This window comes from Aliiroseovarius sp. B-4 (genome assembly GCF_056857795.1).
On record NZ_JBSXNV010000032.1, the window covers coordinates 18,778 to 33,735 of the forward strand.

The following is a 14,958-nucleotide window of genomic DNA, read 5'->3' on the forward strand; positions in this document are numbered from 1 at the left end:
TCACAGGAGTCGTCTCATGTCCGACCGTTTCATCGCAGATCTGAAAACCACGCTTGCCGGGATCGAGGCTGATGGCTTGATGAAACGCGAGCGCCTGATCACCTCGCCGCAGGGGGCCGAGATCACTGTGGGGAATCGCGAGGTGATCAACCTGTGCGCCAACAACTATCTGGGGCTGGCCGACCACCCGGACCTGATCCGGGCTGCGCGGGATGTGATGGAGGACAAGGGCTTTGGCATGGCCTCGGTCCGGTTCATTTGTGGCACGCAGGACCTGCACCGCGAGCTGGAACAGAAGCTGGCGGCGTTTTTGGGCAAGGACGACTCGATTCTGTTCGCGGCCTGTTTCGACGCAAACGGCGGGTTGTTTGAACCGCTGCTGGGGCCGGAGGACGCGATTGTCTCGGATGCGCTGAACCATGCCTCGATCATTGACGGGATCCGGCTGTGCAAGGCGCGACGCTTTCGCTATGCCAACAACGACATGGGCGATCTTGAGGCGAAGCTGAAAGAGGCGCGCGAAGGCGGTGCGCGCCATGTGATGATCGCCACCGACGGCGTGTTCTCGATGGATGGCTATCTGGCCAACCTGCCGGAGATCACCCGGTTGGCAAAGGAATATGACGCGGTTGTGATGGTGGATGACTGCCACGCCACCGGTTTCATGGGACCGAAGGGCGCAGGGACGCCGGATCATTTCGGAATCGATGTTGATATTCTGACCGGCACATTGGGCAAGGCACTGGGCGGGGCGCTTGGCGGTTACATCGCCGGACCGCAACCGGTGATCGACCTGTTGCGTCAACGCGCGCGGCCTTACCTATTCTCGAACGCCTTGCCGCCGTCGATTGTCGCGGCAGGTCTGGAGGCGATCCGTCTGGTCGAAGCGGGTGCCGATCTGCGGGCGCGACTTTACGCGAACGCGCGCTATTGGCGGGACGGGCTGAGCAAGCTGGGTTTCAACCTGCTGGAGGGCGAACATCCGATCATTCCGGTGATGCTGGGCGAGGCCCCGCTGGCGCAGAAGATGGCCGCCGGGTTGTTTGACGAAGGTGTCTATGTCTCGGGTTTTTTCTTCCCGGTGGTGCCGCATGGCAAGGCCCGCATCCGCACCCAGATGAGCGCAGCATTGACCACCGAACAGCTTGACCGCGCGCTGGCCGCGTTTGGCAAAGTGGGTCGCAACCTGGGAGTGATCGAATGAGCCTGCCGAACACGATGAAAGCCCTGGAAAAATCCAAGCCCGAAGAAGGGTTGTGGATGGTGCGCGCTCCGGTGCCCGAGATCGGGCCGGATGATGTGCTGATCCGCATCAATGCCACGGGTATCTGCGGCACCGATATTCACATCTGGAACTGGGACGACTGGGCGCAGGCCACGGTGCCGGTGCCGATGATCACGGGTCACGAATTTGCCGGCGAGATCGTCGAGCTTGGCCGCAATGTCACCGGGCTTGAGATCGGTCAAAGGTGTTCGGGCGAAGGCCATGTGGTCGGCACGGAAAGCCGCCAGAGCCGGTCGGGCAAGTTCCATCTGGACCCCGGAACGCGGGGCATCGGAGTCAATGTGCAGGGGGCGTTTGCGGAATATCTGCGCCTGCCCGCGTTCAATGTGGTGCCGTTGCCGGATGATATTCCGGACGAGATTGGTGCGATCCTTGATCCGTTGGGAAACGCGGTGCACACGGCGCTGAGTTTCGATCTGCTGGGCGAGGATGTGTTGATCACCGGTGCCGGGCCGATTGGCATCATGGCCGCAGCAGTCGCGCGTCATGCCGGGGCGCGGCATGTGGTGATCACCGATATCAATCCGGATCGCCTGAAGCTGGCCGAACATGTCTGCCACAACATCCGAACGGTCGATGTGACAACAGAAGACCTGCGCGATGTGATCCGCGAGTTGGGGATGAAGCAGGGTTTTGATGTCGGCTTGGAAATGTCGGGCAGTCAGCAGGCGCTGGATCAGATGGTAGAAGGTCTGATCATGGGCGGCAAGATCGCGCTTCTGGGCATTCCGCCCGGCAAGTCTCCGGTTGACTGGTCGCGCATCGTATTCAAGGCGATCACCATCAAGGGCGTCTATGGGCGCGAGATGTTTGAGACCTGGTATAAGATGATCGCCATGTTACAAAACGGGCTGGATGTGAGCCGCGTGATCACCCACCGGATGAAGGTGGACGAGTTCAAAGAGGGGTTCGCTGCGATGAAATCCGGCTTGTCGGGTAAGGTGGTGTTGAACTGGCGGTAGGGCCGGAGGCTATCTGAGCGGGATGGGGCGCTGCTCCTCGATCGCCTCCATCGCGAAATAGGACGTGACGGTCTCAAGCTCGATATTGCCGATCAGGCGCTTATAGACTTCGTCATACCCGGCCATGTTGTTGACAACAATCTTTAGAAGATAATCATATTCACCGCCGATGCGGAAGAAGTCGATCACCTCGGGGATTGCCGAGACATGATTGCGGAACTGGCGCAGCCAATCCGACGAATGATGCCGCGTTTTGATCAGCGAAAACACGACGAAGCCACCGCCCAGTTTCTCGCGGTTGATGACCACGGTTCGGTTGCGGATAGCCCCCTTCGCCTCCAACGTCTTGAGCCGTCGCCAGCACGCGTTTTGCGACAGGCCAACCTTGTCGGCAAGCGCCCGTTGGGACTGTGCCGAGTCACGCTGAAGTTCTTCCAGGATGCGGTAATCAAATTGATCGAATTTATCTGCCATATACCGATTATATGACCCAAAAAATGAAATACAACGGCTAAAAACTGTGAATAAATTTGTTGATATTGCGTCATAATGCTTGCATCAAATCAGGAGATAACATGACGGCTCTCGACGATTTCAAGGCTACGCTGACAGGTTCCGATATTCACGACCAGATCCGCAAGGGGCTGATCGGTGAGGATGTGCAGATAGACGGGCCGTTCGGTCCAAAGCCGCTAATTTATGCCGATTACGTGGCTTCGGGCCGGGCGCTGGCACAAGTCGAGGATTTCATCCGTGACCGAGTGCTGCCCTATTATGCCAACACCCACACACAGGCGTCGTTCTGTGGTGAATACATGACCAAACTGCGCGAGGCTGCGCGGACCGAGATTGCCCGCCTGACCGGCGCGGGGCAGGGGATGAGCGTGGTGTTTACCGGCGCAGGTTCGACCGCCGGGATCAACCGGATCGTCGGTCTGCTGGATCTGACCAAAATGGTGAGGGACGGGCAGCGGGTGGTGGTTCTGACCGGCCCGTATGAGCATCATTCCAACATCCTGCCGTGGCGCGAGACCGGGGCCGAGGTGGTTGAAATTGCCGAAGCGCAAGGTGGCGGTGTGGACATGAATGATCTGGCCCGCGCCTTGTGGGCGGCCAAAGGGGCTGCGCGCATCGTCGGCACCTTTTCGGCGGCGTCAAACGTCACCGGCATTCTGACCGACGCGGATGCGGTTACACGGATGTTGCGTGCCCATGGGGCGCTGGCGGTTTGGGATTACGGCTGCGCCGGCCCTTACTGCGAGATGGACATGAGACAGGGCAGCGATGCCCAGAAAGATGCCATCGTCTTTTCCGTGCATAAGTTTCCCGGCGGTCCTGGATCCAGCGGTGTTGCGGTGATCCGTGACGAAATTGCCCGCCGTGCCACGCCGACCCTTCCTGGCGGCGGCACGGTCAGTTTCGTGTCGCCTTGGGGGCATGTGTATTCCGAAAACCTTGCCGCGCGCGAAGAGGGCGGCACGCCCAATGTGACCGGCGACATTCGCGCCGCATTGGCGATGCTGGTGAAAGAAGCGTTGGGGCAGGATTGGTTGGATAAACGGCAAGCGGCGCTCAGGGCGCGTGCCTTGAAGGTCTGGGCGGCCAATGATCGTATCCAGATACTGGGCACACCCGAAGCCGATGCGCTGCCAATTTTTTCGTTCCGGATACGGGACGGGCAGGGCGCGCAGGTCCACCACCAGTTTTTCACCCGGTTGCTCAGCGATCTGACAGGCGTTCAGGCGCGTGGCGGTTGCGCCTGCGCCGGGCCTTATGGCCACCGTTTGCTGGGTCTGGGCAAGTCCGATTCGGATGCCACTATGGCGGCGTTGGAACTGGGCCAGGAAACCGCCAAACCCGGCTGGGTGCGGCTGAACCTTTCTGCCCTGATGACGGACGAGAAGGCAGATTTAATCATTGATGCGGTGGACGATCTGGCGCGGATCGCCCAGGATTATGCGGCACAGTATAACGTCGATACCAGTACCGCCCGTTTCAAAGCCCAAGCCTTGCCCAAGGATACGCTTGCTTCATAACAAAACACTGGCCGGTCCGCATCCGTGCGGATTGATCACGACGTGACGGACCACGACACTTGAAGGACAACCAACATGACACATGACACAGATTCCCCGATAGACGGCCAAGGGCTGCCTGCATTGGAGGCGCGGCTGCGCGAGGATCTGAAGTTCCTGTGCTGGCCGGGCAAGGATTGGGTGCCGGTGCGTGACGGGGTCAGCGATGTAGTGATCATCGGTGGTGGCATGTGCGGCATGGTGGCGTGGTTGGCGTTGAAAACCGGCGGCATTCACAACATGCGGGTGCTGGACCGCAGCCCCGAGGGGCTGGAAGGCCCGTGGCTGACCTATGCGCGGATGGAGACGTTACGCTCGCCCAAGGAACTGACCGGCCCGGCCTTCGGCCATGGCGCGCTGAGTTTTCAGGCGTGGTTTCGCGCGCAGTTTGGCACGGAGGGATGGGACGCGTTGGACAAAATCCCACGCCCGATGTGGATGGAATACCTGCAATGGTATCGTCAGGTGTTGGACATCCCGACCGAGAACAACTTGGCCGTCGATCTGGTCGAACCTGAGGGGGATTTGTTGCGGCTGCATCTTTCGGGGGCCAGGGAAGAATCAATCCTGTGCCGCAAACTGGTTTTTGCCACCGGGCGCGATGGCACGGGGCAGCCGAACATTCCGGGCTTCGTGCAGGGTCTGGACCGCAAGTATTGGGCGCATAGTGCCGACGAGATCGACTTTGCCACGCTGAAAGGCAAGCGCGTGGCGGTGGTGGGCGTGGGGGCGTCCGCCGTGGACAATGCCGCCGAGGCGCTGGAACATGGCGCGGCCGAAGTGCGCCACCTGATCCGCCGCGCTGAAATGCCGACGATCAACAAGATGATGGGGATCGGCTCGTTCGGGTTCACCGCCGGATATGCCCGCCTGCCCGATGAATGGCGCTGGCGCTTCATGCAGTATTCCTTTGCCACTCAAACGCCACCGCCGCACGGGTCCACCAACCGGGTCAGCCGTCATCCGAATGCCTATTTCCATTTCGGCAAAGCGGTGCAAACGACGGTCGAAAAGAACGGCGCGGTCAAAGTGGGTTTCGCCGATGGCACGGCTTATGAGGCGGATTTCGTTATCCTTGGCACCGGCTTCACGATCGACCCGCTGTCACGAACCGAGTTCGGCGATGCGGCCAGCGATATTCTGCTGTGGCAGGATGTTTACGCACCACCAGCGGACGAGCACTCACGCGATTTGGGACGGTTCCCCTATTTGAATGACGATTTCACCTTCCGCGAAAAGGTGCCGGGCACCGCGCCGTGGCTGTCCAATGTCTATTGCTTCAACTACGGCGCCTCGGCCAGCCTGGGCAAGGTGTCGGGCGATATTCCCGGGATCTCGGAAGGTGCCAATTGGATGGTGCGCGAGATCGCGGCGAGACTGTATGCCGAGGATATAGACGCGCATTGGCAGGCGATGCTGGATTACGACAAGCCGGAACTGGATGGCAGCGAATGGGTGCCCTCCGAACTGGTGACGGACGACAAGAAAGGAAAAGTGGCCTGATGGCGTTGGAGACGACCGCTTTGAGATTTGCAGGTGTCATGACGGATGCCGCAGTGGGGGCTGCCGTCGAGGGCCGCGCGAATATCTTCGAGATGACGCAGGCCGCGGAAGAAGCGGTACTGCGCCCCAAGGACAAAGGCCCGTGGTCGCATGAATTGCGGGCGGCTCTGGCGGCGCGGATTGTGGCGCTGAATGCAGAAACCGACCTTGCCGCGTGCTATGCCGAAGGAGCCGGCGCGTTTGCCGATCTGGCCGATCCGGCCAATGACGGCGCTGCACACGGCTTGGCTGAGGTCGTGGATTTCATGGACAAGGTGGCGGTGGATACGCGCAATGTCGTGGCGACTGACATCTCGGGTCTGCAAGCGACAGGTGTGGCGGATGCCGACATCGTTCGGTTGGCGGAACTGAACGCATTTCTGGCCTATCAGATTCGGCTGATTGCCGGGCTGCGTCTGATGAAGGGGATGTTCGCATGAGCACGGTGGTCACGAAATTCACCCGCAATGTGCCGCATTGGCAGCCGCGCGTGACCCCGGTGAACCTGTCTGAAGCGACCGACGCGCAGTTGGATGCGATGCAGGTCACGCCGTCGAATACCAAGGTGTCGGAATATGTTCTGACCCTTGCGCATGACGTCGAAAGCCTGAAGGTGCGTTCGCCGCTGTTTAATGCCATTATGTATGACAGGGGCGGGATGAGCCGGGCAGAGCGGGAACTGGGCGCGCTGGGAGCCTCGATGGTCAACCATTGCATCTATTGCGCCGCTGTCCATGCCGCGCGCCATGCGCAGCTAGAGAAATCGACCGAGGCGACGGACAGACTGTTCCGCGACGGCGCGAAGGCAGACCTAGGACCACGCGACCGGGCGATCTTTGATTTTGCGGTGGCGCTGTCCGAAGCACCGTCAAATGCGGGGCCGGAGCATATGGACGCGCTGAAGGCTGCCGGGTTGGACGAGACCGAGATGCTGGATCTGACCCTGTCCGCCGCGCTGTTTGGCTGGGCCAACCGGCTGATGCATGTTCTGGGCGATCCGGTGCGGGTGCCGGAAGACGCAGCGTAGGGCGAAGATCAGCGTCGCGATGAAAGGTTTGGCAAATACGATGGGAGGAGACGTGGGCAAATCGGTTGGATTGGCGGGCGCAGGCTCGATTGCGTTCGGGACGGCGGCGCTGTTGCATAAGGCTGGCCACGATCCGATGCTGTGGTCGCCTTCGGGCAAGGGCACGGCAGAGCTTGCTGACGGGGCAATCTTGACTGCCACTGGTGCTGTCGAGACAACGTTGACGCCCCGCATTGCCGATAGTGCCGCGATGCTGGCGCGCGACAATGACGTGTTGATTATCGCGCTGCCCGGTTATGGGCACAAGACCGTATTGGACGCTTTGGCCCCGCATATTGAGCCACGGCATCAGGTGATCATGTCCTCCCACGCCTCGCTTGGGGCGGTGTATCTGACACAGGTGCTGGCCGCGCGCGGTGTGCGCATTCCGATCACCGCCTGGGGCACAACAATCTGCACCGGGCGGCGGCAATCTGGCACCGAGGTGAAGGTGAACACGGTGCGCAGCCGGGTTGATCTGTGCACTGTGCCGGATGACCGATCCGAAGAGGCATTGAGCCTGTGCCAGACCCTGTTCGGCGACCGGTTCCAACCGCGCGACGGGCTTTTGGCCATTTCACTGTCAAACCTGAACCCGCAAAACCATATGGGGATCGCCTTGGGCAACATCACCCGGATGGAGCAGGGCGAGACATGGTCGCAAGGTCAGAACGTCACCCCCAAAGTGGGTCGTTTGCTGGAAGAGCTGGACCGTGAACGGCTGGAGATCGCGCAGGCGCTGGGGCTGGAGGTCAAGACGATTTTTGAGCATTTCCACCTGTCGTTTCATGTGCCCGTCGCCTCGATTTCCGAGATGAACCAGCAGATGCATGAACAGGGCAATGGCGGTGTCGGTCCGGCCACTGCCGACAGCCGTTATGTGACCGAAGATGTTCCTTACGGTCTGGTGTTGACGGCAGAGCTGGGGCGGCTGACCGGCCACCCCGCACCGCTGCACGAGGCTGGCATCCGGATTTTTTCGGCCATGTATGGTCGGGATTTCGAAGGAGAGAACGAGATCCTGAAAGCGCTGGACCTTCGCCGCTATGACCTTGATGATCTGAAACAGGCCGCAAAGACAGGGTTGTTGCGCCACCCCGCCAGCGCCTGAACGACGACAAGATAATAACCAAGAAGAAGACCACTGAACCAACAAGGAGACCTGATATGTCAAAACTGCTTTATAGCCGCCGCCGTTTTCTTGGCACCGCCGCCACCACGGGAGCTGCGCTGGCATCGCCCTTCTATCTGCGTCGCGCTGCGGCCCAGTCGGGTGGCGAGGTGAACATCTGGACCTATAACGATTTCGTGCCCGAAGCGTTCAAGGAGCAGTTCGAGGCCGAAACCGGTATCAAGGTGAATGTGCGTCTGGTGGATGATCAGGGCAAACAGTTCAACCTGCTGGCCGCCGAACAGCCGAACCCGACGGTCGACATCATGACTGTCGCCGGCCACCGGTTCCTGCAATTCATCGACAGCGACCTTCTGGCGCCGCTTGACACTGACCGGCTGACCAACTGGGGCAAGATCAACCCGACCTTCTCGGAAAGCGATTGGTCGACGATCAACGGCAACAAATGGGGTGCGCCGATCCTGTCTGGAATGGAAGTCCTGTCCTACAACACCGAGTTGGTGAGCGAGGAAGAAGCGCTGACTTGGGACACTTTGTTCAGCGAGAAATACAGCGGTCAGACGGCCTATATCATTCAGGACATGATGTCGATCGTGATGCTGATGAAGGGGTATGACGGCAATATGGTCGAATATATGGATGACCCCGAGAAGGCCGCACAGATCGTCGAGGAGGCCAAGCAGTTCCTGATCGAGAAGAAGCCTTTGGTGCGCAAATATTACGACGGCGGGGCCGAGTTCCAGCAGATGATGGTCAACCAGGACATTGCGTTGGGTCATTCGTGGAACGGCCCGGCAGCAGCGTTGATCAATGATGGCTTCCCGCTGGCGATGACGATCCCGCGCGAAGGGTCATATGGCTTTGTCTATACCTATAATATCGCCAACAACGCGCCCAATGCGGACAACGCCTATACCTTCCTTGACGCGATCCTTGCCTCGCCCGAGATCGGTGCGGCGATGACCAAGGCATCGGGCTTCATTTCGACATACAAGGATGCCTCGCAATATCTGAGCGATCTCGAGAAGAAGTCGACCTCGTTCCCGGAAGAGCAGTTGGCGAACCTGCAATTCTTCCGTGCCGAAGCGAACGAGATGAAATACGGGCTTGTTGACCCGGCGGTCGAGGCGATCAAGGCCGCCTGATACCATGTTAGGAAACCTGTTCCTGTCCCGCCCGGTGCGGGGCAGGGGCCCTGACCTTCCGAAAGACCATTGAATGACCTATGACGCATCCTCGCAGCGGGGCAAGCGCGCCGAGGCACATGACGCTTCCGACCGCACATTCTGGGGCCGCCTGGTCGGATGGGGCCCGTATCACACGTTGATGCGTCTGGCGACGGCCTCGCCGCGCCGCCAGTTCCTGATCCTTGCCGCCTTTCCGGTCCTGTGGGTGCTGACCCAACACCTCGGGCCGATGTTGCAGATGGTTCGGGTGTCGCTGACCGATGCCTATCCGGTCGCACCGGGGGTCGAACAGAATTTCACCCTGGACAATTATGCCCGCTTTTTCGGGGATAGTATCTTCTGGATGCCGTTCTTTCGGACACTGGCCTTTGCCGGGGTGTTCACCTTCTGCACGCTGATCATCACATATCCGGTGGCCTATTTCCTTGCCCGCCATGTCAGCCGCAAGAACCAGATGTTGTTTCTGCTGCTTCTGCTGATCCCGTTCTGGGTGGGTGAGATTGTGCGCACCTATGCCATCATGATCCTGTTGGGCAACACGGGCGCTGTGAACCTTGTTTTGAAATGGATGGGTCTGATCGACCGACCCATACCCTTCATGTACACGAGCTTTTCGATGGGGGTCGGCATTGTCTATCTGACTGCGCTTTACATGCTGTTGCCGCTGTATTCGGCGCTTGAGAAATTGCCGCAAAGCATGAACGAGGCCGCAGCCGATCTGGGCGCAGGGGCATGGACACGGTTCCGCCGGGTGTCGCTTCCGCTGACCATCGAAGGTATCTCGTCAGGCTGCACGCTGGTCTTTTTGATCTCGACCGGGCTCTACGCGACTCCGGTTCTGCTGGGCGGGCCATCGACCACGGTGTTTGCCGAGACCATCGCGGGCTTTTTCCGTGTGGCCGGTGACGAATGGCCCACCGGAGCCGCTTTTGCCACGATCATGTTCATGGCGGCGCTTGTCATTACGGCGACGTTCCAGAAAGTGATGAATTCGCTGCGTAAAGGAGAGCAGGAATGAACGATCGTCCAGAGCTGTTCCGGGGCAACCGGATCTTCCTGAGCTGCATCTATTGGGCCTTTGTCCTTTACGTCTTCGTGCCGCTGTTCCTCATGATCATGATGGGGTTCAAGGATTCGAAGTTCATTGGCTTTCCGATCCGGTCATGGACATTGGATTGGTACACGGGAGTCTTTGCCGATGCCGAGGTCTTGTCGACCTTTGGGTATTCCATCGCCATCGCGGTTCTGTCGACGCTGATTTCAGTGATGGTCGGCACGTGGATCGCCGTGTTGCTGGAGGGGCGAAAATTCCTTGGCCGCACTGCGATTTTCGGAATGACGGTGCTGCCTGCGCTGGTGCCGGGGATCATTTCGGCCATCGCGTTTCGCATCTATGCCCGCTATCTGGGGATCGAGCCCGGCATGGGCGCGATCGTCTGGGCGCACGCGGTGCACAACGTGCCCTTCGTGGTGCTGGTGGTGATGGCACGCCTGTCGACCCTGCCGAAAAGCCAGATCGAGGCCGCCCGCGACCTTGGTGCCGACCCGCTGGTCACGTTCATCCGGATCACTTTGCCCTATCTGGTGCCCGCCATTCTCGGCGCGTCGATCTTCTGCCTGCTGTTGTCGTTTGACGATTTCGTCCGATCGTTCTTCCTGGGCGGGTATGAACCGACGCTGCCGGTGCTGATCTTTGCCAAACTTCGGTCCGGCATGAGCCCGGAGATTAACGCCATCGCAACTGTCGCGCTGATCCTGACCGCCGCCGTCGGCATTTGGGCCGAGCGTTTCACCCGCCGCATGAACAAGGAAAGCTGAACCATGACCGATCAGACGCCACTTGTCCGCATCGAGGGACTGTCCAAGCATTTCGGCAAGACCGTCGCGCTGGACAACCTGACACTGGACATCGCACAGGGCGAGTTCGTGACCTTTCTTGGCCCGTCGGGTTGCGGCAAGTCCACCACGCTGCGCATCCTTGGCGGGTTCGAACGTCCGACCACCGGCCGGGTGATCCTTGACGGCGAGGACGTGACCGACCAGCCGCCCGAGAAGCGCCATGTGAACATGGTATTTCAGGATTACGCGCTGTTTCCACATATGACCGTGGCGCAGAATATTTCCTTCGGGCTGGAGCTGAAAGGGATGGGCAAGGCGGACATCAAGCGCCGCTCGGACGAGATCATGTCGTTTCTGGAACTTGACGCCTTTGGCGGCCGCTATCCGGTGCAACTGTCCGGCGGTCAGCGTCAGCGGGTGGCACTGGCCCGCGCGCTGGCGCCCGATCCGGCACTGCTGTTGCTGGACGAACCGCTGGGTGCGTTGGATGCCAAGCTGCGCGGACAGGTCCAGCAGGAGCTGAAATCGATCCAGCGGCGCACCAACAAGACCTTCTTCTTCGTGACCCACGATCAGGAAGAAGCATTGACCATGTCCGACCGGATCGTGGTGATGAACCAGGGTCGGGTGGAACAGGACGGCACACCGGAAGAGCTGTATTTCCGGCCCGCCAGCCGGTTCGTGGCCGAGTTCATCGGCGAGACCAACCTTCTGTCAGGCCGGATGCGAGGCACCGAAGGCGACAAGGTGGTGATGGACTGGGAGGGAACAACCCTTATGGGCAAGGCGCCTGACAGATTGCCGGACGCGGGTCAGCCAATCACCGCTTCAGTGCGGTTAGAGAAGCTCGACTTCCACACCGAGCGCCCGCAGACCGGTAATGCGGTGCTGGGGCGCGTGGTGGGCAGAACCTTCCTCGGATCTCGCATGACGATGGAGATCGCTGTGGGCGAGAACGGCGATGCGGTGCTCAAGGCCTATGTTGATGCCGAGACCGGCCAGTCGCTCGGCAGCGATCCGGTCTGGGTCGGCTGGGAGGCGGACAATATGGCAGTGCTGAAAAACTGAACGGCATCGGACCACTCCTGTAGCCATTTAGAGCGCGCAGACCCCGAACAACGGCACCATAACCGATGTCCGCGTTGGCCGACGCGATCTGCTTGCCAACGCGCGTATTGGTGACACGGAAGGGTCAGTCGATCCTGATTGGCTGCCCCGTGGAAAGAGATATAGATGCTGCATCCGCAAGCACCTGGGCGCGTAGCCCGTCCATGATGTCCGGGGCAACCAGACCCCCGCACGCAACGGCTTCGACAAAGTGGACCATTTCGTTGCGATACGCCGCTTCATAGCGCTCAAGGAAGAAATGCTGCGCGGGTGCCTTGCGAAACCCGGAAGCGTTTGCGGCTTCAACCGTGGTTTCCAGTATATTCTCCGCGCGGAGCATTCCAGCGGACCCGTGCACTTCCAGCCGTTGGTCATAGCCATAGGTCGCCCGGCGGGAGTTGGAAATCTGGCAGATTTTGCCGGACGCCGTGGTCAGCGTGACAGCAGCGGTATCAACATCGCCCGCGCGTCCAATGGCCGGATCAACAAGGGCGGCACCGACGGCATAGACGCTGACCGGTTCCTCGCCCAGAATAAACCGCGCCATGTCAAGGTCATGGATCATCATGTCCCGAAACAGCCCACCCGAACTTTCAATATAGCTGACGGGGGGCGGCGACGGATCGCGCGACATGATTGTCACGATCTCGACGTCCCCGATCTCTCCCTGTTCTATACGGCATCGTATGTTGGCGAAGTTGGGGTCAAAGCGACGGTTGAATGCGGTCATGAAGGAAACGCCTGCCGCATCGACTGCCTTGATACAATCGCGGATGCGGTCGGCGGACATGTCGACGGGTTTTTCACAAAAGATCGCCTTGCCCGCGCGGGCGGCGGCGTGGATCAGGTCGTAATGGGTGTCCGTTGGTGTTCCGATCACCACGGCGTCGACATCCTTGCTGTTGATCAGCGCGTCACTGTCCATGACCTGTGCGCCAATCTTTGATGCCAAGGCTTGGGCGGGGTCGGCGAACGCGTCCGAGACAGCCGCGACGCGCGCGCCGTCGATCTGGCTGATCGAGCGGGCGTGAACCTGCCCGATACGGCCACAGCCCAGAAGTCCGATGTTCAACATGTCATTCTCCTTTGAACGCGCGCAGTACCCGGCGCGTGGCATCCATGACGGGGTCGTGAGTTTCTTTCAAGATCAAGACCCGGTCAAAGCGGGATGTGTCGCGGTTCACCGCCTTGCGCAGGGCGTGTCCGAAGGCCATGCGCAACTCGGTGCCGATGTTGAATTTGCAGATACTTGAACCTGTCGCCAGCAATCGTCTTTGTTCGACCGGCACGCCAGAGCCGCCATGGATGACAAGCGGCACGCTGGTCACGGCCTCGATTGCCCGGATGCGGGGTATATCCAGCCCGCCTTCCTTGTCCTGTTGAAGATGGACGTTGCCAACCGAGATCGCCATCGCGTCCACGCCGGTCTCGCGCGCAAAACGGGCTGCGTCGTCAGGGTCTGTGCCCGATGACCCTTCGCCGCCGGAATATCCGACGAAGCCAATCTCGCCTTCGCAGGAGACGCCTGCGGCATGGGCAAGTTCGACGATCGCCCTGGTCGCGGCTATATTGTCCGCAATGGGCTTGCGCGAACCATCGAACATGACCGATGTGAACCCACTGTCGATCGCTTCGCGGCATTCATCCATCGTATAGCCGTGATCCAGATGCGCCACGACGGGCACGCTGGCACCTTCCGCCAGATAACGGAACATCTTGCCCAGCACCGGCAGGGGCGTGTGCGCGCGGCAGGACGGACCCGCCTGAAGGATCACGGGAACGTCTTCGGCTTCGGCGGCGGCGACATAGGCGCGCATATCTTCCCAGCCCAATGTGACCAGCCCAGCCACGGCATAGCCTTGCTTCAGCGCGGGCTGAAGCACATCAGCAAGCGTTGTAAGTGTCATTTGAATTTCGCGATCATGTCTTTGATGCCGGGGATGGTTTCGATCTGTCCTGCATGTGTTGGTTGAAAATACTGCACCAGCGACCGCTGGCTGAGACCGCCCAGAATGGTGAAATAATACATTTCATAACCGGGCAGCACCGCGCAGGGGTGATAGCCTTTGTCCAGAACAATCGTGGACCCGTCCATGATATGATAAGCATCCCCCGGCTTGTTGTCTTCGCGCTGCAACATCTGAACGCCCGAGCCATAGTTGGGGCGGAAGCGGAAATTATAGGTCTCGTCATGCCGTGTCTCGTCGGGCAGGCGGTCAGTGTCGTGCTTGTGCGAGGGGAAGCCGGACCAGCCGCCCTGACCGACGGTGTAGAGTTCGCTGACCAGCAGACGGCCCACTTTGTCGTGATGTTTCTGCCCAAGGATATGCTTGATCTTGCGGTGGGTTTTCGTGTCGTCCGACCCGTATTGCACAAGGTCAAGCTCATCCGCGCGCACATCAAACGGATCAAGCACCTTGTCGTATTTCGCCCCGGCGATGAAGGTTTCGGTTTCGTCCGTCACGCAGGTGATTGTCACTTTCGCGCCAACGGGGACATAAACGCCTTCGGGTTCGCCATCCCAGACGTCAACGGTTCGGTTTCCCAGAGCGGGGAAGCTCATCCCCTCCACCTCTACGTCCACCGTTCCGGTGGCGGGAACGACGCAGGTTTCATAGCCGGGCACCTGGTATTCGAACGTCTCGCCCTTCTTCAGCTTGACGATGTTGAAATAATTCAGCGGCACCAGATCGTGATCTGCATCAACGATGGGTGTGTTCTTGTTGTCGTACGGGGCGATGTGCATGGGTTTGGTCCTTTTCA

The 14,958-nt window shown here is 59.9% G+C and carries 15 protein-coding genes; 11 read left to right on the forward strand and 4 right to left on the reverse strand.

Annotation, left to right across the window (positions count from 1 at the left end):
* The first annotated feature begins 16 nt into the window (after nt 1-16).
* The gene (locus AC13C8_RS06425) at nt 17-1,204 is read left to right on the forward strand and encodes a glycine C-acetyltransferase (protein WP_482846772.1); all 1,188 of its coding nucleotides are present in this window, start codon (nt 17-19) and stop codon (nt 1,202-1,204) included.
* Nucleotides 1,205-1,218: 14 nt separating this feature from the next.
* Nucleotides 1,219-2,247, forward strand: a complete 1,029-nt coding sequence (tdh, locus tag AC13C8_RS06430; protein ID WP_091433246.1) for an L-threonine 3-dehydrogenase — start codon at nt 1,219-1,221, stop codon at nt 2,245-2,247.
* Nucleotides 2,248-2,256: 9 nt separating this feature from the next.
* On the opposite strand, the gene AC13C8_RS06435 is transcribed toward tdh, so the two are convergent.
* Complete coding sequence (locus AC13C8_RS06435; protein WP_091433098.1) at nt 2,257-2,721, reverse strand: Lrp/AsnC family transcriptional regulator; 465 nt, start codon at nt 2,719-2,721, stop codon at nt 2,257-2,259.
* 101 nt (nt 2,722-2,822) lie between these two features.
* On the opposite strand from AC13C8_RS06435, the gene AC13C8_RS06440 reads away from it, so the two are divergent.
* The 9 genes from AC13C8_RS06440 to AC13C8_RS06480 all read left to right on the forward strand — a co-directional run bounded on the left by AC13C8_RS06440 (nt 2,823) and on the right by AC13C8_RS06480 (nt 12,156).
* Entirely contained in the window at nt 2,823-4,283 is a 1,461-nt protein-coding gene (locus AC13C8_RS06440; protein ID WP_482846773.1) for an aminotransferase class V-fold PLP-dependent enzyme, read from the forward strand.
* A gap of 75 nt (nt 4,284-4,358) precedes the next feature.
* Nucleotides 4,359-5,825: an NAD(P)-binding domain-containing protein gene (locus AC13C8_RS06445; RefSeq protein WP_482846774.1), complete on the forward strand. Its 1,467-nt coding sequence runs from the start codon at nt 4,359-4,361 to the stop codon at nt 5,823-5,825.
* A complete protein-coding gene (locus AC13C8_RS06450; RefSeq protein ID WP_482846775.1) occupies nt 5,825-6,304 on the forward strand; it encodes a hypothetical protein in 480 nt (159 codons plus the stop codon). Before AC13C8_RS06445 ends, AC13C8_RS06450 begins: the two co-directional genes overlap by 1 nt.
* Complete coding sequence (locus AC13C8_RS06455) at nt 6,301-6,891, forward strand: peroxidase-related enzyme (protein ID WP_482846776.1); 591 nt, start codon at nt 6,301-6,303, stop codon at nt 6,889-6,891. Before AC13C8_RS06450 ends, AC13C8_RS06455 begins: the two co-directional genes overlap by 4 nt.
* Before the next feature lie 40 nt (nt 6,892-6,931).
* Nucleotides 6,932-8,041: an NAD/NADP octopine/nopaline dehydrogenase family protein gene (locus AC13C8_RS06460; RefSeq protein WP_482846777.1), complete on the forward strand. Its 1,110-nt coding sequence runs from the start codon at nt 6,932-6,934 to the stop codon at nt 8,039-8,041.
* Between the two features lie 56 nt (nt 8,042-8,097).
* Nucleotides 8,098-9,207, forward strand: a complete 1,110-nt coding sequence (locus AC13C8_RS06465; RefSeq protein ID WP_482846778.1) for an ABC transporter substrate-binding protein — start codon at nt 8,098-8,100, stop codon at nt 9,205-9,207.
* A 73-nt stretch (nt 9,208-9,280) separates the two neighbouring features.
* The gene (locus AC13C8_RS06470; RefSeq protein ID WP_482846779.1) at nt 9,281-10,267 is read left to right on the forward strand and encodes an ABC transporter permease; all 987 of its coding nucleotides are present in this window, start codon (nt 9,281-9,283) and stop codon (nt 10,265-10,267) included.
* A gap of 14 nt (nt 10,268-10,281) precedes the next feature.
* Nucleotides 10,282-11,067 carry an ABC transporter permease gene (locus tag AC13C8_RS06475; RefSeq protein ID WP_091433239.1) on the forward strand — a complete coding sequence of 262 codons (786 nt, stop codon included), beginning with the start codon at nt 10,282-10,284 and terminating at the stop codon, nt 11,065-11,067.
* 3 nt (nt 11,068-11,070) lie between these two features.
* Nucleotides 11,071-12,156, forward strand: coding sequence for an ABC transporter ATP-binding protein (locus AC13C8_RS06480; protein WP_482846780.1), 1,086 nt, complete (start codon nt 11,071-11,073; stop codon nt 12,154-12,156).
* Between the two features lie 124 nt (nt 12,157-12,280).
* Here the strand turns inward: AC13C8_RS06480 and iolG are convergent, their stop codons facing one another.
* From iolG to AC13C8_RS06495, 3 genes are read right to left on the reverse strand one after another with little or no spacing between them, the layout of a single operon-like run.
* Complete coding sequence (gene iolG, locus AC13C8_RS06485) at nt 12,281-13,270, reverse strand: inositol 2-dehydrogenase (protein ID WP_482846781.1); 990 nt, start codon at nt 13,268-13,270, stop codon at nt 12,281-12,283.
* Nucleotide 13,271: 1 nt separating this feature from the next.
* Complete coding sequence (locus AC13C8_RS06490) at nt 13,272-14,102, reverse strand: class II fructose-bisphosphate aldolase (protein ID WP_482846782.1); 831 nt, start codon at nt 14,100-14,102, stop codon at nt 13,272-13,274.
* Nucleotides 14,099-14,941: a 5-deoxy-glucuronate isomerase gene (locus tag AC13C8_RS06495; protein WP_091433070.1), complete on the reverse strand. Its 843-nt coding sequence runs from the start codon at nt 14,939-14,941 to the stop codon at nt 14,099-14,101. Before AC13C8_RS06495 ends, AC13C8_RS06490 begins: the two co-directional genes overlap by 4 nt.
* Nucleotides 14,942-14,958 lie beyond the last annotated feature (17 nt).